Origin of the sequence: Flagellimonas aurea, from assembly GCF_017313785.1 — a bacterium.
Classification (GTDB): Bacteria; Bacteroidota; Bacteroidia; order Flavobacteriales; family Flavobacteriaceae; genus Flagellimonas; species Flagellimonas aurea.
In genome coordinates this window covers 480,905-501,469 of sequence record NZ_JAFLNL010000002.1, presented here as the reverse complement: position 1 = coordinate 501,469, position 20,565 = coordinate 480,905, and the positions used below count along the sequence as shown (strand labels likewise).

12 protein-coding genes are annotated in these 20,565 nt (G+C 42.2%); 7 read left to right on the top strand and 5 right to left on the bottom strand.

Translation table 11 applies throughout. The features are described 5' to 3' along the window. The first annotated feature begins 136 nt into the window (after positions 1 to 136). Positions 137 to 862: an NUDIX hydrolase gene (locus tag J0656_RS05490; protein WP_207032109.1), complete on the top strand. Its 726-nt coding sequence runs from the start codon at positions 137 to 139 to the stop codon at positions 860 to 862. A 41-nt stretch (positions 863 to 903) separates the two neighbouring features. Here J0656_RS05490 and J0656_RS05485 read toward each other — a convergent pair whose 3' ends face one another. The 5 genes from J0656_RS05485 to J0656_RS05465 all read right to left on the bottom strand — a co-directional run bounded on the left by J0656_RS05485 (position 904) and on the right by J0656_RS05465 (position 8,357). Further along, positions 904 to 2,319, bottom strand: coding sequence for a purine-cytosine permease family protein (locus tag J0656_RS05485; protein WP_207032107.1), 1,416 nt, complete (start codon positions 2,317 to 2,319; stop codon positions 904 to 906). A gap of 40 nt (positions 2,320 to 2,359) precedes the next feature. Continuing rightward, a complete protein-coding gene (locus J0656_RS05480) occupies positions 2,360 to 3,505 on the bottom strand; it encodes an alpha-hydroxy acid oxidase (RefSeq protein ID WP_207032105.1) in 1,146 nt (381 codons plus the stop codon). 1 nt (position 3,506) lies between these two features. After that, positions 3,507 to 4,880, bottom strand: coding sequence for an FGGY-family carbohydrate kinase (locus J0656_RS05475; protein WP_207032103.1), 1,374 nt, complete (start codon positions 4,878 to 4,880; stop codon positions 3,507 to 3,509). A gap of 14 nt (positions 4,881 to 4,894) precedes the next feature. Then, a complete protein-coding gene (locus tag J0656_RS05470) occupies positions 4,895 to 6,175 on the bottom strand; it encodes a sugar isomerase (protein WP_207032101.1) in 1,281 nt (426 codons plus the stop codon). 82 nt (positions 6,176 to 6,257) lie between these two features. Beyond that, a complete protein-coding gene (locus J0656_RS05465) occupies positions 6,258 to 8,357 on the bottom strand; it encodes a bifunctional aldolase/short-chain dehydrogenase (protein WP_207032100.1) in 2,100 nt (699 codons plus the stop codon). 87 nt (positions 8,358 to 8,444) lie between these two features. On the opposite strand from J0656_RS05465, the gene J0656_RS05460 reads away from it, so the two are divergent. The 6 genes from J0656_RS05460 to J0656_RS05435 all read left to right on the top strand — a co-directional run bounded on the left by J0656_RS05460 (position 8,445) and on the right by J0656_RS05435 (position 20,564). Continuing rightward, the gene (locus tag J0656_RS05460; RefSeq protein ID WP_207032099.1) at positions 8,445 to 9,473 is read left to right on the top strand and encodes a GntR family transcriptional regulator; all 1,029 of its coding nucleotides are present in this window, start codon (positions 8,445 to 8,447) and stop codon (positions 9,471 to 9,473) included. Between the two features lie 282 nt (positions 9,474 to 9,755). Continuing rightward, the gene (locus J0656_RS05455) at positions 9,756 to 12,002 is read left to right on the top strand and encodes an alpha-L-rhamnosidase-related protein (RefSeq protein WP_237688853.1); all 2,247 of its coding nucleotides are present in this window, start codon (positions 9,756 to 9,758) and stop codon (positions 12,000 to 12,002) included. 397 nt (positions 12,003 to 12,399) lie between these two features. Then, positions 12,400 to 14,808 (top strand): alpha-L-rhamnosidase-related protein, encoded by a 2,409-nt coding sequence (locus tag J0656_RS05450; RefSeq protein WP_207032097.1) that lies wholly within the window; start codon positions 12,400 to 12,402, stop codon positions 14,806 to 14,808. A 201-nt stretch (positions 14,809 to 15,009) separates the two neighbouring features. Beyond that, positions 15,010 to 16,044, top strand: coding sequence for a hypothetical protein (locus J0656_RS05445; protein WP_207032096.1), 1,035 nt, complete (start codon positions 15,010 to 15,012; stop codon positions 16,042 to 16,044). Between the two features lie 120 nt (positions 16,045 to 16,164). Next, the gene (locus tag J0656_RS05440) at positions 16,165 to 16,839 is read left to right on the top strand and encodes a GDSL-type esterase/lipase family protein (protein WP_207032095.1); all 675 of its coding nucleotides are present in this window, start codon (positions 16,165 to 16,167) and stop codon (positions 16,837 to 16,839) included. A gap of 566 nt (positions 16,840 to 17,405) precedes the next feature. Continuing rightward, positions 17,406 to 20,564 (top strand): SusC/RagA family TonB-linked outer membrane protein, encoded by a 3,159-nt coding sequence (locus J0656_RS05435; RefSeq protein WP_207032094.1) that lies wholly within the window; start codon positions 17,406 to 17,408, stop codon positions 20,562 to 20,564. Position 20,565 lies beyond the last annotated feature (1 nt).

Here is a 20,565-nt window from a genome sequence, read left to right as displayed (position 1 = left end):
TTTTGTGTGCATGATAAATATATATATTATTTTCTCAATAAAAGATAATAGGTTTGTGTTGTTACTTTAATTAGTTTACAACGATATTTAAACAGCTGTGAATGCTTGTATTTATAGTTGTGTTAATAGAACGATTATGGGAGAGTTTCGAAAAGAAGATTATATCGCACAACTTTCGATCGACTGTGTGATTTTCGGATATAATAATAACGAATTGAAGGTGTTAATCTCAAAATTGAGTTATGGCGAGGATTTATGGAGTCTACCGGGGGGGTTTATTCTCCAAACGGAAAGTATTGATCAGGCAGCTTCACGTATTTTAATGGAGAGAACTGGACTGGACAATATATATTTAGAGCAGTTTAGAGCTTTCGGAAGTCCTGATAGAATCATCGGAAGTGAATATAGGGAAGTGGTAAGGGCAGGACTTCGGGATTTTGCCGCAAAGAAATTTGATGACGAAGCCATAGACTGGGTAACAAGCCGTTTTGTCTGTATCGGTTATTATGCCTTGGTGGATTTGAACAAGGTGGACCCAAAAATAGGAGAGTTCGAGGAGTTTCTAAAATGGGTCAGCATAGAGGATCTTCCCAATATGACGCATGACCATAATGAGATTGTTGAAGAGGCCCATAAATCGCTGCGTCAAAACCTTGATGAGAAGTTGATAGGGTTCAATCTACTTCCTGAGGAGTTTACCATGAGGGAAATCAAGGAATTATACGAGGCCATTTATGATAAGGAATTCCCCATGAACAATTTCCAAAAGAAGATATTGGGGCTTGACGTATTGGAACGACTTGGCAAAAAATATACAGGGGCACAGAATAGGGCCCCGTATATCTATAAATTTAAAAAATGAGGTTATGGTCGGTTGACCTATAACCTCTGGTATATCTTTAGTTAAGATTCGCTGGTTTGACGGTTCTTTTTGGACAATAACAAGAACAATGTCCCACACAGCAACCAAGCAGGTAGCGTCATGAAGGATAAAAAGACATCAAAAGTGACGGAGATGAAATAACATAGTCCAAAACTTATGGCCCAGGCCCAGAATACGGCCCTGTTGAACTTCACGTTCATTTTTTCGGCATAATTTATTATGATGTTGACCTTTTTTCCATAGAAGTGCTCAAAAACTATAATCGCGCCCATTGGGGCCAAAATAAAACCGTACAGCGCCACAAAATCCAATAGTTTCATTGCAAAGGCAGGGAAAAGCCCTGCAAGGGTCGCCACGCTACCGGCAATAATGGTTACCCAAAATGTGGATGTTTTAGGAATAATGGCCTGAAAAGCCAGTCCGGCCCGATAAATAGTCGGATTGGCCGTTGTCCATCCAGCCAAGACCACGGCAATGGCACCAAAAATGCCCAAAGCATTATAGGCCAATGGTCCGGGAGCAACATTTGGTGCATTACCCCCGGCCAAAGCGGCCTGAGCTTCTGGGGATTTAAGGTAAACAGCATAAAGTAATGCTGCCGCAATCCACGCCATATAGTGTCCTACGTACATTCCCGCTGCAGTGGTCCAACCTGATCCTGCCTTTTTCGCAAACCTAAATACGGACAAGTCGGACATGCCTACGTGCATCGCAGCATTGGCAAACCATGACCAAATGGTGACGTGCCAAAAAGTATATTTTATCTGTCCGGGGAAAGGTTCTCCACCTTCGCCCCAAATGTTCCAAAAGTCGGAGAAGCTATTTACATCAAGATCACGCAATGCCACGATACCACTTGCCAAAAATGCCAATACAATAATAGGGGACATATAGTTTGCCGCTTTTGAAACGGTCTCGTACCCTTTTGCTGCAATCAACGAAATTACGGCCCCGATAACCAATACGATAACGACCCATGTAATACCGTTGGGCATGGTATCCGTTAACTTGGGCATTTCCATGTCAAAAGGAATTCCAACTGCCGTGGCCGAAACGGTAATCATGGCACCGGCAAGGAAACAGAAGAGAATCCCATTGGCCAGATTATATCCAATGACCAATTTTTTTCCAACAATTTTTTCCAATTGATAGTATAAGGTAAGACGATACTTTACGGCTATTTCTGCCGTCAAGAACCTCCAACTGAGCACAGCCAAAAGATTTCCCAATAACAGTCCGACTATAAGGTCAAAAGCACTTACTCCCGTGGTCAAGAATAAGGGACCTATCACGAATTCGGTACCTGCGGCATGCTCACCGGCATACATGCCCAAGAAACTTTTCCAGCTTTTTAATTTGGACTGGGGAACGGGCTGTCTTTCAAATTCTCCGCCAGCTATTTCCTCAACTTCTTCATCAATATTATATTGGCTCATATAGGTTTGGTTTGTTCGTTAATTTTTATGTGCTAGTTTGTTAGATCAGGTGCCTGTGCAGGTCTTGGATATTCTCGCAGCACAATTGATCCATAATTTGCTGTAGTTGTACCTTAAGGATGGTCATGGTATGGTCACCACCCTTATTGCCCATGGCAGCGGTACCGTACATGAAAGAACGGCCCATGAACGTGAATTCCGCTCCCCGTGCAAGGGAACGTGCTATATCGGGCCCTGAGCGCATACCGCTATCCATCATTACGGTGATTTGATCTTTGTATTTGGCAGCGATTCTGGTCAATGGGGCAATGGTGGATTCACCGGCATCCAACTGTCTTCCTCCATGATTGGAAACTATGATGCCATCAAACCCTAATCGAATTGCTTGTTCGGTATCTTCTTCGGAAGCGACACCTTTTAACACCAACTTACCTTTCCATCTATCCCTGATCGGTTTAATGCGCTCCTCGTTCAAACGACCGGAAAAAGTTTTGTCCATAAACTTGCCCAATTGCTTAAGGTTCAGTCCTTCCGGGGTGTAGGGTTTTAGAGTTTCAAAAGTAGGGATGCCATATTTTAAGGTCTGCATGGCCCAACTGGGCTTGCCCAAAACCTGAAGTATATTGGCCATGGTCATTTTAGGTGGCAATGCCAATCCGTTTTTAAAGTCACGCGGGCGGTATCCAAAAGTGGGTACATCGCACAACAATACCAAAACGGGGCAGCCAGATGCGGCGGCCCTGTCAATGATATCGTACCTTACAGCATCTTCTGCCGGATTGTACAGCTGAAACCAAGCCTTACCTTCGGTCAGTTCACTGGCCCGTTCTATATCCATAGTGGTTACGGTACTCAGAATAAATGGCACATTGTGCTTATGGGCGGCCTTCGCGAGGATTTCTGGCGAATTTGGCCACATTAACCCCTGCAGACCAACCGGAGCTACGCCAAAAGGTGCATCGTAATCCTGTCCGAAAAGTTTGGTCTTGATAGAGGCTCCCTTAAAATCTTTAATATAGGTCGGTTTTAGCGTAACGTCCCTAATTTCGGAGGTGTTTCGCTTAATATTTACATCCTCGTTGCAGCCGCCATCCAAATACTCAAAAGCAAAACGGGGGATTCTTTTCTTGGCTTTTTCCCTAAGGTCATCAACGGAAGGGTATCGGGTATCGAAACTTTGGGCCATATTAATTTGTGATTAGGGGTCTATGTTTTTTTAATGCGTAATTCTTTTTTAGGAATTTTTGGTCCAGTTCCACGTTGGATATGACAATGGCCGCACCAAGCGCAGAACCTAGGGAGGCATCGGTGGTTTTTACCTTCATATGGTTAAAGCCCTGTGCCAATAGTTCCACAAAAATTTGATTGTTGGCAAAGCCTCCATCGATGTACAATTGCTCAATAGGCTCCTCTCCGATAGCCCTTTGGATGCTATCTATCTGCAACTCCACCAGCTCCATCAGTAATTGGTGATAGGCTTCTTCATAGGAATTAAATTTAAGTGGAGAGCGGTTTTCCAAAGTGCCAACATCAAGACTGGACCATTGGAATTTATGTGAAAAATTATCCTTGAGACGATGGTACAATTCAGAATCAAAATCGACCGATTTATGATGATCCTTCGCAACACCGTAGCGCTCCGATAGTTCCTTTATTTTGATATTGTACTCGTTTCCCAAAAATAACCTAGCGGCCTTAACGGGCTCTCCGTTTATCCGCATGTAATTGATGCAGTTGGAAACGGTGTCCGTTTCCGTTAAAAACTCTTTTGAAAATGGGTTTAGGGATATGCTCCAAGTGCCTGTGGAGAGTAGTAGGAATTTTTTATCTATACTTCTTATATAGGGCAAAAGAGCGGATGAGCTATCGTGAATACCAACACCGACTTTTATGTTGTGCCCCAGCAAACTCGTGTTGATACTGGTTCCTGTATCTACAATGGAAGGCAGTACCCTGTGCAACTGCTCTTTGTAGACCCAATCGTGATAATCTTGTTTTTCGTAGTTCCAAAGGGCGGTATGGCATCCAATACTGGTATATTCACTGATCGGTATTCCTGTAAACAAATAGCTTAGATATTGTGGTAGATGAAGCGAATATTTGATTTTTGAAAAAACTTCCGGCTTATGGTGTTTCAACCAATACAATTGGATGCCTGAGTTAAGCATACCTTCCTTTGTTGTTCCAGTTTCCCTGCAAAATGTTGTTTCCGGACCGTAGGTATCGTAAAATTGTTCGATAACTTCTTCCGGTATGGGCTTGGTATAGTTGTAAAGCGGAGCCACAACGTTGCCCATGTCGTCCAAGTGCACAAAACTGGCACCGTAAGATGAAAAATTTACGGCATTTACTTTGTAATCCTTGGATTTTAGGATGTTGTGAAAAGTGGCTTTTATCCAGTCCTGGAGTTTGACAACATCTTCTGTTGGATGACCATCTTCGTCCTGAATTGGTTCCAAATAGGTGTAATCCCGATGGACCTCCTTAAAGTCAAGGTCAAAAAGAAAGAATTTTTTATTGGTCTTTCCTATATCAAAAATCGCGATCACTTCTTTAGCCATATATAAAGTATGAGTTACAGTCCTGTTGCCATGGTGTGTTTGCCTCTCTCGTCAATCAATTGTTTACGGATATCAAGATATCTGTACGTGTCCAATGGATTCAGAGCGCCCCCATTTGAGATTCGAGCACGTTCCAATAACGGTCTTACATCGGTGTGGTAAGCATCTTGAAGAATTTCTTGACATTGTGACACGTCATGGTTCCTCTGTGCTTCACGAAGTGACTTTTGGTCTACCAAGAGAGCCTTTGCATAGGAAGATCTAATAGCTTCCAACGATTGCATTAAGTCTTCCAAAGGATCTTTTAGGTTATGGCTGGCATCTATCATCCAGGCAGGGTAGGGGTTTTGCGGATTGTTCTCCATACCATAAACCAGTTCGTTGAAAATCAAGAACAGGGAATATGGTTTTATGCTTCCAACGGTAAGGTCGTCGTCCCCATATTTGCTGTCATTGAAATGGAATCCTCCCAATTTGCCCTTCATCATCAAAGTGGCCACAATTTGTTCTATGTTGGTGTTTGGCAGATGATGCCCTAAATCTACCAAAGTATAGGCATTTGGACCACATTCGTTGGCCAACATAAAGGAAGTTCCCCAATCTTGGATGACCGTGCTGTAAAAATAAGGTTCGTAAGGTTTGTATTCGATAAAGAGCTTCCAGTCCTCGGGCAATGTCTTGTAGATTTGCTGTAGACTGTCCTGGGTGTTCTTAAGCACGGTCTGGAAATTGTTCTGCCCAGGAAAACTGGAGCCGTCCGCCAACCATACGGTAAGACTTTTGGAACCCAATTTTTTTCCTAATCGGATGACATCTATATTATGCTGTATGGCCTGTTGGCGTGCATTTTCGTCGGTACTGCAAAGTGAACCGAATTTATATGAATGCTCTTGATCGGGCTGATCTTGGAAGGTGTTGGAGTTCATTGCATCGAACTTTAGATCCAGGACACTGGTCAATTTTTTGACTTTTTCAGCATCTTCCGGCACATCCCAAGGAATATGAAGTGAAATGGCCCCTGCAGATTGGGTTAGCGCATGAATCATTCCGACATCTTCGATTTTTTGTTCCAAAGTGCCAGGTTCCCCATGATAGGAGAATCTCCCAAAGCGCGTTCCGCCTGCACCCAAGGCCCAACTTGGAATGGCTACTTGAAAGTCGGTGACTTTCTTGAGTATATGTTCAACATCGTAGCCTTTTTTGGACAACTGGTTCGCCAAAAAATCAAAACTTTGATCATGGTTGTCAAAGTTGATTTGGTTATGCGATGCGATTTGTTCTTTATTGATAATCATAGGATGATTTAATCTTTAAAAACCGCAGGCCAATATGTAGACCTGCGGAAAATTTGAATTAAAAATAACTAAACTCAAAACCTTATCTAGTGAAGGCATTTGCCATACCGCCATCCACATTGATAATGTTTCCAGTGCTTTTATCCAGTAGACCTACAAAAGCGAATACACCGTTGGCGATGTCTTCTGGATATATAATTTCGTTGAGCAAGTTTCTCTTGGCATAATGCGCAGGAAGATCTTCAACTTCAATGCCGTAGGCTTTGGCCCTACCTTCGGCCCAATCGCCTTCCCAAATTTTGCTGCCTACGATGACTCCATCAGGATTTACCGTGTTTACTCGGATTCCTTTGCCGCCGAGTTCGGCCGCAAGTAAACGTACCATGTGTTGTTGGGCAGCTTTCGCAGTTCCGTAGCCTACATTGTTCGGTCCTGAAACTAAACCATTTTTGCTGGCAATACTTATAATATCTCCTCCCAAACCTTGTTTGTTCATAATATCGACTCCCTGTTTAAAGAGTTCGAACTGTCCTTTCACCAAAACATTTTGAAGCAAGTCCCAATCCTTTTCGGTAGTTTCTTCCAATGGTTTGGAAATGGCCAATCCTGCACTGTGGATAATCAAATCCACACCTCCAAATTCCAGACATGCATCTTTATATGCCTTTCTTATGGAATCGGCACTTGTTACATCACACACTGCATAAGTGGCCACGTCCCTTGTGTAGGTTTCAACAGCTTCTTTCAATCTGTCCTCGGCAATATCCGTTAACACCACATTGGCTCCTTGCTCGGCGAGTTTATCGGCAATTGCTTTACCTATTCCCCCACCGGCGCCGGTAACCAGGGCCACTTTTCTAGATAGTGGTTTCTCTTTGGGCATACGCTGCAACTTAGCCTCTTCCAATAGCCAATATTCAATATCGAAAGCCTCTTGTCTCGGCAACGAAGTATAGGCTGAAATGGCCTCCGCACCACGCATCACATTGATGGCGTTGATGTAGAATTCACTGGCCACTCGTGTAGTTTGCTTGTTTTTCGAGAAACTGAACATACCCACCCCGGGATAAATAATGATGACAGGGTTGGGGTCTCTCATCGCTGGACTGTTATCGTGCTTACAGTTTTCGTAGTATTCCTTATATTCTTTTCGGTATTGTTCAAAGGCAGGCTCCAATTTTTTAAGTACTTCTTCTGCATTGGATAGATCCTCCCCAGCATCCAAAGTCAATACCAACGGTTGTATCTTGGTTCTTAAAAAGTGATCCGGGCAAGAGGTCCCCATTGGGGCCAATTTTTCCAAATCGTTGCTGTTGATATATTCCATCACCACATCAGCATCGGTAAAATGACCGATCATGCGGTTTTCAGAAGAGCAAAGTCCACGAAGGAGGGGCATCAACTGTGCCGCTTTCTCTTTTCTATCTTCGGCCGGCAACGATTCCACTTTTTGACCGCCAAAAACTTCTCCCTGTTCTTTTATTTTCTTTTCGATATACTCGGAGGCCATTTCTATGACCTCTAAACTGTTGATGTAACAATCATAAGAGGTGTCTCCCCAAGTAAAAAGGCCATGGCTTCCTAAAACAATACCTCGTATACCTGGGTTTTCGTTCAGACATTTTTCCAACTGGAGGCCCAGGTCGAAACCAGGTCTTTGCCATGGGACCCAGCCCATGGTGTCGCCCCATATTTCCTTGGTCACTTTTTCACTGTCCTTGGCTGCTGCCACTGCGATAAGTGCATCTGGGTGAAGGTGATCGATATGTTTAAATGGGAGCAATCCATGAAGGGGAGTGTCAATGGATGGGGCCCTACTGTCCAAATCATAGATGCAATGGTTAAAAAGTCCCACCATTCTATCCTCATCATGCAATCCTTTATAGACTTTTTTCAGGTTTCTCAATCGTTCTGTGTAAAGTCCGGCAATTCCTGAACGGGTAAGGGTACCAATGTCTCCTCCAGATCCTTTAATCCACATAACTTCAACCTCTTCATTGGTCAGCGGGTCCTTTTCAATTGTCTTGCAGCTGGTGTTTCCTCCACCGTAGTTTGTAATCCTTAAATCGGAGCCCAAAATATTGGACCTATATAGGAACAAAGCCACTTGGTCATCGCCAAGTTCCAAGGCCTTTTTTTCGTCCCATAAATAATCCACATGTTTAAAAGTCTTAATCCCCATCAGGTATTTTTTTTATTATTGTTGTCGGTAAATGTACTTACCCATTTTCTATTAAGTGTTCTGTACTGTACCGTAAAAGTTAATAAAATGCTGGAATTGATAGATATAAAGGAGGAATCAAAGGTTCCAAAGTACAAACAAATCGTTGATTCCATTTTAGCGGCCATTGAAAATGGCAAGCTCAAATTGGACGATAGGTTGCCTTCCGTGAATGAGTTGCTAATAGAATATGATATATCCCGCGATACTGTGGTAAGGGCTTACGACCACTTGAAGAAGAACAAAATTATAGAGTCCGTACCCGGAAAGGGCTATTATGTAAAGGAAGATGAGTTGGCCTTGAAAGCAAAAGTTTTTCTTCTTTTTAATAAGTTGAGTGCACATAAAAAAATTATTTATGATGCTTTTGCCAGAACTTTGGGAGACAATGCTACCATAGACTTTTTCATCTATGAAAATAATTACAGACATTTTAAGGAACTAATCTTGGAGTCCAAGAAAAGATCCTACACTTACACACATTATGTTGTGATCAGTCATTTTGAAGAAGGAGGTGATGATGTGATCAACTTTATCAAAGATGAAATTCCTTTGGAAAAACTGATCGTACTCGATAAAAGATTGGATGGTCTGGCGAATACCGTTTCCAGCATTTATCAAGATTTTGAGCAGGACATATATTCAGCTTTGGTTGCACTTAACCCTAAACTCAAAAAATACCGGCAGATCAAACTCTTATTAAGAAAGAAGACGTACCATCCAATTGAGATCAAAAAGGGCTTCATAAAGTTTTGCGCACAATTTGCTTACGAATTTGGAATTATAGAGGAAATTGAATCCGGTGAAATTGAAAAGCAAACTGTCTATATTAACCTTAAGGAAAGTGACTTGGTCATTTTGATCAAGAAAATAAAGGGGACCAATTTTGTGTTGGGACAAGATGTTGGGATTATTTCATATAACGAGACCCCGCTAAAGGAAGTGCTTCTGGATGGCATCACCGTAATCTCCACTGATTTTGAGAACCTTGGTAAAAAAGCTGCTGAAATAATACTGAAGAACCAAGGGGTATATATGGAAAACCCTTTCCATGTAATTCAAAGGAGCTCCCTGTAGTCCAATATTGGGGGCCTTACCTCTTTATCAGAACAGTACAGAACGGGATAGTTTTCTTTAGACCTTATCTTATCGTTGCATTGGGCCTGAGACATGGAAACGTATGGTGTGTTTTTACTGGATTCAAAACCAAAATACATAGGCCCGAGGATACTTGCACAAATCATTTATATTTAAAATATGAGAAGATTTCTACCACTACTTATTTTATGTACTACTTTAGTTTCAATGGCCCAGCGGAGACCCAGTACAGAGCCGGAATGGACGGCAAATTGGATAACTATGCCAAAAATAGATACGCAAGCTGCAGGCTCTTTCCTTTTTAGAAAGGACTTTGCTCTGGAATCCGTACCGAGCGAGTTCACAATACGTATTTCAGCTGATAACAGATATAAGCTTTTTGTGAATGGAACCTTGGTTTCTGTAGGCCCCAATTGGGGAGATATTAAGCATTGGAACTATCACACTTTGGATATTGCCGAGCATTTAAGGGCAGGTGGAAATATTTTGGCAATAAAAGTTTGGAATGAAGCCGACATGCGAGCGGTGGCACAATTTTCTTATAAAACTGCATTATTTGTACAAGGTGAGGGCGATTTGGAAAAAATAGTGGATACAGATGCTAGCTGGAAAGTCACCAGGGATCAAAGTTATACCCCCTTGAAGCAGGATATAAGAGGCTACTATGCGGCCGGTTCCGGGGATTTTATAGATATGAACAAGGCATTGACGGGCTGGAAGTCCCAGAGCTTTGATGATGGCTCTTGGCAAGCTCCCGATACTGTTTTTGAGGCGGTGCAAAGGGGTGGTGGAATACGGTATCAAGAAGGTTGGCAGTTGACCCCTACGATCTTACCGGAAATGGAATTGACCACGGAACGTTTGGCAGCGGTGAGAAAGTCCGAGGGAGTGAAAGTCCCATCATCTTTTCCAGCTGAACCCAAGGATATCAAGGTAGGGGCCAATTCCAATGTCAAAATATTATTGGATCAAGAGCATTTGACTAACGCTTACTTAACCTTGTTGTTCAGTGGAGGAAAGAATAGTATAATTACCCTTTCATATGCAGAAGGACTCTTCGATAGCGAAGGAGTTAAGGGAAACCGCAATGTTATCGAAGGAAAATCGATGGCAGGAAGAAGGGATAGCATCATTTCCAATGGAAAATCCGATCAAGAATACACTTCTTTGACCTATAGAACATATAGGTATGTGGAGGTTGGGGTTCAGACAAAGGAAGAGCCCTTGATCATCAACGATATTTATGGCACTTTCACGGGGTATCCGTTCCAAATGAAGGCAAATCTCATTTCGGATAAGAAAGAACTTTCCAATATGATGGAAATTGGTTGGAGAACTGCACGACTTTGTGCTGTGGATACCTATATGGATTGTCCATATTATGAAAGGCTACAATATGTAGGAGATACCAGAATCCAGCATTTTGTATCATTTTATAACAGCGGGGATGATCGGTTGATCAAAAATGCCATCAATCTAATTGATTATTCAAGACAACCGGACGGATTTACCTTGAGCAGGTACCCGGACAGACAGGATCAGGTAATCCCAACCTACTCTCTTTGGTATGTTGCCCTTCTCTATGATTATATGATGTATGGCAGCGATATGGAATTTATTGAAGAGAAGTTAATGGGATCTCGACAGGTACTGAATTATTTCATTACGTATTTGGATGAGGATGGCTCTTTGAAGAACGTTCCCGGATGGAACTTTACGGACTGGGTCCCGGAGTGGGAAGGGGGAGTGGCCCCGATGGCCAAAGACGGTTCATCGGCCGCCTTGGATTTACAAATGCTCCATGCCCTACAATATGGGATAGCTCTGGAGAAGGAATTGGGGAAGCAGGAATTCGTAACCCTGTACACAACAATGGTCGAGCAATTAACGGAGACCATCAAAAATAAATATTGGGACCCGGACAAGAAAATGTTTGCCGATACCCCGGAAAAGAACAAGTATTCGCAGCACACCAATTCTTTGGCCATTCTTGCCGATATAGTGGATGCCGACCAGAAAATGGCCATTGGGAAATCACTGTTGGACGATAAATCCTTGGCTCCAGCCTCCATCTATTTTAGCTATTATCTACATCTGGCTCTTAACGAGGCCGGATACGGCAACGAGTATCTGGATTGGTTGGATGTTTGGAGAAAAAATATAGCGTTGGGGCTGACCACTTGGGCGGAGATTTCCCAAGTGGAAACTACGCGTTCTGATTGCCATGCGTGGGGATCAAGTCCTAACATAGAATTTTTCAGGATTATTTTAGGGATAGAAAGTGCTTCACCGAACTTTAAAACGGTACGGATAGCCCCAAATTTGGGGAACATCGAAAAAATTGGGGGCGAAATACCTCATCCATCGGGAATGATATCCGTGGATTATAAAAGAACAGGTAGGAAGGTGAAGGCAACCATTACATTACCTGAAGGGGTTTACGGTGAATTTATTTGGCGGGGAAAATCGACCAAAATTAAATCTGGAACTAACAATTTCACTATTTAAATGGTTATATCTTAAGTTATGGGATGATGATGAATATTATGGGAGTCAAATCCTATACTATTCAGGAAAGCAAAAGCAAAAGAAAATTGATAATCCTATCCTTGGGATCCTCATGGTTTTAAGAAAAAGTACAGGAATTATAGTTTGCAAATGCAAGAAAAAAATGAAGTCAAACTCATTTTGAAAGGCTACCTTTTTTATATGTAAAATCCTTTTTTTTGTATAAAGAGAAACCCATTGCAAAGGATGAAATGACCTTCATGATAGTACAGGACGGTTATTTTGGTGTTCTTTACTATTCTTGTATTGGTATCTTCCTGTTCTGTTAGGGCACTTTGGTCCTTGGATTCGGAGTTATGCAATATTTCCCATTAATCGTATCGTTACCTTTTATAATATGCAGATTATAGTATTTAATCATTTAATAAGACAAGTTGTTTGTTTTTTGGTCCTTTGTCTTCTCGTCGGAAGTAGGGCAGGAGCCCAGCAAGTGGATACAATAAACGAGGAATTGTTGACCTCGTGGGAAGCCAACTGGATCAGTCACCCAACAGTAGAGGGCCATGAGTATGGGGTCTATTTTTTTAAGAGAAATTTTACTCAGGTCGGAGATATTCCAGAGGAATTTATTGTACATCTTAGCGCCGACAACAGGTACAAGTTTTACGTAAACGGAACATATGTGGCCAATGGACCTGCCCGAGGGGACCAAATGAACTGGCGTTTTGAATCCCTTAATATAGCTCCCTACCTGAAAAATGGGGAAAATACGTTATCGGCCGTAGTTTGGAATTTTTCAGATTACCGACCCTTGGCACAGCATACGGTAAAAACAGGCTTTGTTTTACAAGGAAACGGGGATGTTGAACAAAGGATAAATACGGATGAACAATGGTCCGTAATGCAAAGTGGTGCACATAAGCCAACCCAAATAGATCAAAGGATCTACTTGATTACGGGAGCAGGGGAGGATTTTGATTCAAGCGAGTATCCATGGGGATGGATGGGCGAAGATTTTAAATCGGACGAGTTTGTACCCGCCAAAAGTATTGCTAGGGGAGTTCCTAAAAATGGGGTTGCGGGGTATGGCATTGTTCCGCCACATATCTTGGTCCAAAGGGATATACCTTTAATGGAGGAAAAGTTTCAACGTTTCGAATCCATAAGGAGAACCTCGACGAAAGAGTCGGTGCCCAATTTCATATCAGGAAAAGAAAAACTTATTGTTCCTCCCCATACCAAATTAACCGTTTTGGTAGATCAGGGCCATTTAACCAATGCCTATCCGATCGTGAGCTTTTCAAAAGGAACTGGCTCCCAAATTGTTGTCACTTATGCAGAAGCGCTTTTCGATGACCACGGACAAAAAGGCAACCGAAACGATGTAAACGGCAAGAGCATCGAGGGCAATATCGATATCATACGTCCAGATGGTCAGGAAGGACGGGTTTATGAACCGCTTTGGTGGCGAACGTTCCGGTATGTGCAATTGGATATCGAGACCAAGGAACAACCATTGGTTTTGGATGATTTTGCATCGAGGTTCACGGGATATCCTTTTAAGCAAGTTGCAGAGTTCGGAACCAAGAATCCTTTATTGGATAAGATATGGGACGTAAGCTGGAGAACACAGCGTTTATGTTCGGGCGAGAATTATTTTGACTGCCCCTACTACGAGCAATTGCAGTACATCGGGGATACCCGAATACAGAGCTTGGTGACCACCTATGTTTCAGGTGATTCAAGGCTTTATAAAAATGCTTTGGAATCCTTCCAGCACTCACAGGAATCTTTCGGTCTCACCCAAAGCCGTTATCCTAGCAACGAAACACAGTTCATACCAACCTTTTCTCTCATATGGATAACCATGCTGCACGATTACTGGATGCTTTTGCCAGATGAAGAATTTGTTGGCAAAATGATGCCGAATGTACTCAATATTCTCAACTGGTTCGAAAAGAGAAGTGGAGAATCCGGGCTGGTGGAGCAAAACGAATGGTGGATGTTCGTCGATTGGGTGGATACACATGATTGGGTTCGAGGGGTGCCTCCCGGTGCTGAAAAAGGAAACTCAATACTTCTCAACCTGCAATATGCCTATACCCTTCAATATGCCATTGAAATGTTGGAAGTTTTTGGTCATACTGGGCAGGCCGATGTCTATCGAAGTAGATTGGAAAACATAAGGGCCAAAGTAAAGGAACTCGCTTGGGATGAGCAAAAGGAATTGTTCAGTGATACCCCGAAAGGTGAAAAATTCAGTCAGCATACCAATATCATGGCCATACTGGCGAATGTTGTCTCTGGTGAAAAAGCCGCTTCTATAATGAAAAAGATTCTAGAAGATGAGTCCTTAGCAAAGACTAGCTATTATTTTTCCTTTTATTTGACCGAGGCCCTTAGGCATACCGGAATGGAAGAGAAATATCTTGGACTTATGGGCAGATGGGAAGAAATGCTCGATAATGGCCTCACTACATTTGCGGAAAAGCAAGAACCTACCCGGTCGGACTGCCATGCCTGGAGCGCCTCGCCGATGTATCATTTTCTATCCATGGTCTGTGGGATTCAGCCTGCCGAGCCGGGATTTCAGAAGATACATGTAGAACCTCATTTAGGAAAATTAGAAGAGGTCAATGGTAAAGTGCCGCACCATTTGGGCGAAATAGAATTTGATCTTAAAAAAAGAGGGCAAAACGGTCTCAAGGGCAAGATTGAGCTTCCAAAGGGGCTAGATGGCACCTTGATCTGGAATGGTCGTAACCTGGCACTTAAAGAAGGTATGAACGACATCCAAATCGATTGATCATTTCAATAGGACTTTATTTTAAAATTATCTATTTCCTGTCTTACAGGACAGTTCCTGCCGAATTTTATTACCTGACACCTCAGGATGCTTAACCAAGTCACTGCTGTTACTTTAGCACGAAAGTTTCATCTTTTACTCATTTAAGAGTCTTTGGGTTTTGAAACTGTTGATGAGAACCTAACGTAAAGATATAAGCATATGAGATTAAGTAAAGTATTATGGACGGAAGCACTAAAACTAGGAATGGTAATGTTGGGCATGTTCATATTTGTTGGATGCAACGGCAATGGGCACAATCTGGAAGATGACGAATCACAATCCGATATTGCCCAGCAAGATGGTGATGTCGATGATGAAGATTCTCTGAGCTCCGTTGAATTTGTAAAGGACACTGGGTTCATAAATGGTATTCGCTTGCTCGGTACTGATACTGGGGACATTCAGACCTTGAATCTTATCTATCCATATTCTAAAGGGACGGAAACAGCTAGCTGGAAACTTGCCGAATGGGGCAGTAACCATGCATTGGGCAATGTGGAGCAAGAGGTGAAGGGAGATTCAATAATCTATGCCAATCAAGCAAAGCGGGTAGTATTCATAAAGGAGGAAGCTCAGGATAAACCACATGTACTTTTGGAAGTAATAGCTTCCGAAGATTATACTTCTGTTCGTAAAGATGGAGAAGATTGGCCCCATTTATTATTGGAACAGACCATGGCAGATGAAATAGCCCTAGAGGATATGGAGTCCCTTGAATTGAACATGGGCCTTTCGCTTGTGTATGACAAGATGATGATGGACCCTTCCGAGTTTGACGAAAGTCTTCATACCTCTCAGGTTTCACTTTATTTGACCATTAGTGATTCGACCGACTTTTTTTGGTTTGGTATTCCCGTATTTGACCACAGGAGGCCAGATGGGATTCCGCTGTACGCTGCCCAAGATTTGGGCAAGGATGATGCCAGTAAAAAGTTCATTGTGAGTATAGCAAGTGAGGAATTTTTCCCAGGAAGTTTACAAAAATCCGGAAGTATAGATGTGGACAAGGATATATTGCCGTACATTAAAAACGCATTTGAACGAGCCAAGAGACAAGGGTATTTGGAAGATGCGCACTGGTCCGATATGTTTATTTCCAGCTTCAATTTTGGATGGGAAACCACAGGGACTTTCGATTCCGGTATGTTGGTACGTGAACTTCAACTTACGGGCAGGTATCGCGCCGGAAACTAGCTTACAGTAAGGTACAGGATGGTACTGCAGGGACTTTAAAATAGTTTTGCAACTGGGCTGTTGCCGTAGCGACACTTATTTAACCACCACTTATAAAATAGAAATGTAAATCAAGTACTTATGAAAATTAATTCAATTAAATATAACATTCTGATTTTGTTGGTAATATCTGTTTTTAACTTTCAGTTGTCAGCTCAGGAATACCCAACACTATGGAATGAAATCGTAGATTTTAAGGAGTTGGACGCTTCAGACTCGATATCAAAAAATCGAATACTTTTCATCGGAAGTAGTTCCTTTAAGTTCTGGAAGGATGTCAATGATTATTTTCCAAATCATCAGATTATAAATAGAGGATTTGGTGGGTCGACCTTGGTGGATGTAACCCGATATTTTTATGATATCGTTGTGCCATATAACCCTGATCAGATCATCATTTATTGTGGTGAGAATGATTTTGCTTTTGACAACGACCTCTCGGTAGAAGAGTTTTTTCTGCGTTTTGAGACCTTATACGGGATGATCCGTGTAAACTTCCCAAGAGCCACAATAAACTATTTGTCCATTAAGCCAAGTCCTTCTCGGATGAATATCTTGGATAAATCCATTGAGGCCAATAAAATGATAGCCGATTATCTGGACAATAAGGCAAATGCATCATACATCGACATATTTTACCCAATGTTGGACGAAGGAGGAAATATTAAAGAGGAAATCTTTTTGGACGACCGCCTTCACATGAATGCCAAGGGCTATCAGATTTGGCAAAAGGTCATGGCGCCTTACTTAAAATAATAGTCTATTGGTCATATTTAAATATATGCTGGTCCATATAAATACAGGCGTCTTGCGCCTGGACAACTTCCCGGGATGTGGGGGGTGTGCGGTTAGGGCTTCTACCGCATAGGAGCAAAATACTTCTCCTATCAATGTATGCTGTACCATAAGGTTGAATATTGGCGCCTTGGTTGGTCATTATCCCGGGTTTTCTTCTTTTTTTTGATTTTTCTCCAACAATATCTCGATTATTTGAATCTATTCAATGTTTTTGCTGAACCAGTTCAGATAAACTGTTGGTTTTACCTACAAAAACATGCCGTACAGGTACTGTTCTTTATTTGGAATCTTTCTATTCTTAACACCTTATATCTCGATATTTAAAGTGGTTTTTTTCCTACTAAATCTTTTGTAACGCTTGTGTTAAAAGCGTTGAGACAAGGTAGCATTGACGCATGTGAAATAAGGCCAAAAACTCTTTTATCCCATTTGTTTAAAGGGAACAGGATGGGGCAGGATACTTGGTCTATTCCCATTATATAGATTTGGATCAACTTTTTTGAACAATTCACAATTAATGCAATATGAAAATACTAAAAACAACATTCTGCTGTCTGTTCATTGTAATTTTAGCAATACAAGCAGCAACAGCACAAGAACGAATTGAGGTTAATGGTAAAGTCATCTCAGAAAGTGAAGGCTTACCGCTATTAGGGGTGAATGTTGTGGTAGAAGGAACCACGAACGGAGCCGTTACCGATTTTGATGGTGAATTCACCATAACAATGGATCCCGAAGGAACTTTGGTGTTTTCTTACATGGGTTTCTCTACTAAAAAGGTGCCGGTGTCGGGAAGGCAATCAATTACCGTTGAGCTATCCGAAAATCAGAACAGGTTGGATGAGGTTGTGGTAATTGGGTACGGTCAACAAAAAAGAGCTGATGTGACCGGCTCCATTTCCAGTGTAAAGGCGGAAGAAATTTCCCAAAGCAAGGTATTGTCATTCCAAGAGGCTATACAGGGAAGGCTGGCCGGGGTACAAGTTTCGTCTTCCTCCGGAGAACCTGGTGCGGCCATGAATATTAGCATTCGTGGTGCCAATACGGTATTTGGTAGCTCTGCACCACTTTATGTTATAGATGGAGTACCCTATGATGTCAATAACGGAGAGGTTGCCGATGCCAGTGTAGGGAACGGCACACCGTCCAACCCATTGGCAACACTGAACCCATCATCCATAGAGTCCGTTGAAGTGCTCAAAGATGCCTCTGCAACTGCCATTTATGGAGCTCGTGGAGCAAACGGAGTCATTATAATTACGACAAAATCAGGAAAAGCAGGGGATACCAAGATTACCTACGATGGTTTTGTCAGTTTGGGTACCGTAACACGAAAACTACCTGTGCTTAATGCCGAAAGATATATTGAGTATAGGGCCGCACTCAATCCTGAGACCTTTTTGTTCTATACGGATAGCAATCAAGATGGGTTGTACAATTCGGATGATATTCCAAGGGACCCTTATGAGCTGCCCATGCATGATTGGCAAGACGAGATGTTGAGGACCGCTGTTTCCCATAGCCACAATATTTCAATTTCCGGTGGGGATAACAAGGGAACCACTTTTTCTGGTGGAATTGGAGTGTTAGATCAGGAAGCGATCATAATCAACAACAACTTCCAACGATACACCATGAGACTCAACCTTGACGACCAGCATAGCGATAAGTTAAAGATGGGGTTGAATTTCAATATGGGTTATTCGGAACTAAACGGAGCCACACAGAGTGGTGGTGGTTCGGGAATATTCAATGGAGTTGTTCAAAATCTTGTGATATCAAGACCATTGGAATTTTTCGCCCCCAATTGGGATACCGATGGAAGATATATCAATCCTTTATCGATGATCGATAATGCGGAGAAAAATGTTTCTTCATTGAGGAACAACCTATATGCCTATTTGGAATATGCATTGATGAAGGACCTAAAAATCCATGTCTCGGGAGGTGGTTTTCTCTCCAGCTCCAAGGGAAAGGAATTCTATAGTAAGTATACCAACTGGGGTAATTTGGACAATGGTCGTGCTATGGTGCAAGAGGCCAGGGCAAATTCATGGAACGTTACCAGCAGGTTGAATTATACCTTAAGACCCAACCAAGATCATTTGCTGACGGCCATGGTGGCTTTTGAAGCAAACAGGTATAGCTGGGAGAATATGTTTATGGAGGTAGCCGATTTTGCCGATGAGTCTACGGGGGTTCACGATATCAGCAAGGGAAGGAGGATAAAAAGTAATTCTACAGGTAAGGACATTATAAATAGAATGTCTTATTTTGGAAGATTTAACTACCAATTTAAGGGTAAACACCTATTGACAGCAACCTTTAGGGCAGATGGGTCAGATAAATTGGGTCCAAGCAATCGATTTGGATACTTTCCATCCTTCGCCTATGGTTGGCAGTTGCATAAGGAGCCATTTCTATCCAATGTAGATGACCTGAGCAACTTGAAGCTCCGTTTGAGTTATGGTATTACCGGTAACGACAGAATCCCTTCCTTTAGGTACTTGGCACGAATGGTGAACACCGATTATGGTGGAGATTTGGGGCTTGCACCAGACTCTAGGGCCAATTATGGTCTAAAGTGGGAAGAGACCTCACAGTTCAACGCAGGTTTCGACCTTGGACTGGTGAACGATAGAATTAGCATTACATGGGATTATTACTATAAAGTTACTACAGATATGTTGATTGCTGCATTGGTGCCTAAAAGAAGTGGTTTCCAACAGCAATGGCAAAACCTTGGTAGAGTAGACAATGATGGTACCGAACTTCAGATTTCGACCAGAAATATTGAAGGAGGCGATTTTAAATGGAAAACAGATTTCAATATTAGTAGCAACAGGAATATTGTAAAGGACCTTGGAGGTGTAGACTTTATTCCTGTGAACATTGGAGGTGGTTGGATTACCAATGCAGGTAGGGTAATCGAAGGCGAATCTTTGGGTAACGCCTATGGCTATGAGTTTGATGGTGTGTATCAGATATCAGATTTTAACTGGCAGAACGATAGCGATGCGACCATTCCGCACGAGCAACGTGATTATGTCTTGAACGAAGGAGTTGTTACCGTAGACGGGATCAATGTGCAGCCGGGATCATTTAAGTTCAAAGATTTAAACGGAGATGGGACCATTGATGTGGACAATGATAGAACATCCATTAGCAGAAGCTTTCCTAAGCACTTTGGAGGTATTAACAACACCTTTAATTACAAAAACTTTGACCTTTCCGTAATGTTCAACTGGTCCTATGGAAATGAAATATTCAACGAAGCCAAATATAGGCTAGAGGGAGGGGTGTCAAATACCTGGATGAATATTTCGGAAGACTTTTTTAGTAACAGGTGGACGCCTGAGAACCCAACAAATCAGTATGGTACTTTTGCCGACGACCTTTGGAACAGGACTTCTTTGCTGGCTTCTAGCTATTATGTAGAGGATGCTTCATGGTTAAGGCTTCAAAACATATCGTTTGGATATGCCCTTCCAGGAAAATGGATTAAGGAAATGGGTATAGATTACGCCCGTATTTACTTTACGGGAACCAATCTGTACACGTGGACCAATTACTCTGGATTTGATCCAGAAATCCATTCAGGAAACTCGCTTTTGCCCGGATATGATAGATTGACCTATCCAAGGACCAAAACATTCACTTTTGGAGCCAGTTTCACATTTTAAT